The following is a 219-nucleotide window of genomic DNA, read 5'->3' as shown; positions in this document are numbered from 1 at the left end:
TAAGGAAGAAACGAAAGTCCAAGAAGTAGTAAAGGCTAAAGAAGAAGAGAAAGCAAGAGAGATAGCAAAGGCTAAAGAAGAAGAGAAAGCAAGAGAGATAGCAAAGGCTAAAGAAGAAGAAAAAGTAAGAGAGAAAACGAAGGCTAAGGAAGAGGCCAAAGCAAGAGAAATAGCCAAAGCTAAGGAAGAAGAGAAAGCAAGAGAAATAGCCAAAGCTAA

1 protein-coding gene is annotated in these 219 nt (G+C 38.4%); it reads left to right on the top strand.

Annotated elements, in window-relative coordinates; genetic code table 11:
- Window positions 1–219: hypothetical protein (locus MR113_RS28770; protein WP_242257530.1), on the top strand; the 219-nt coding region annotated here is incomplete at both ends.

The sequence above is a fragment of the Bacillus cereus group sp. BfR-BA-01379 genome (assembly GCF_022663605.1).
Classification (GTDB): domain Bacteria; phylum Bacillota; class Bacilli; order Bacillales; family Bacillaceae_G; genus Bacillus_A; species Bacillus_A mobilis.
Note: the sequence above shows the minus strand (reverse complement) of the source record. Positions and strands in the feature narration are given on the sequence as shown.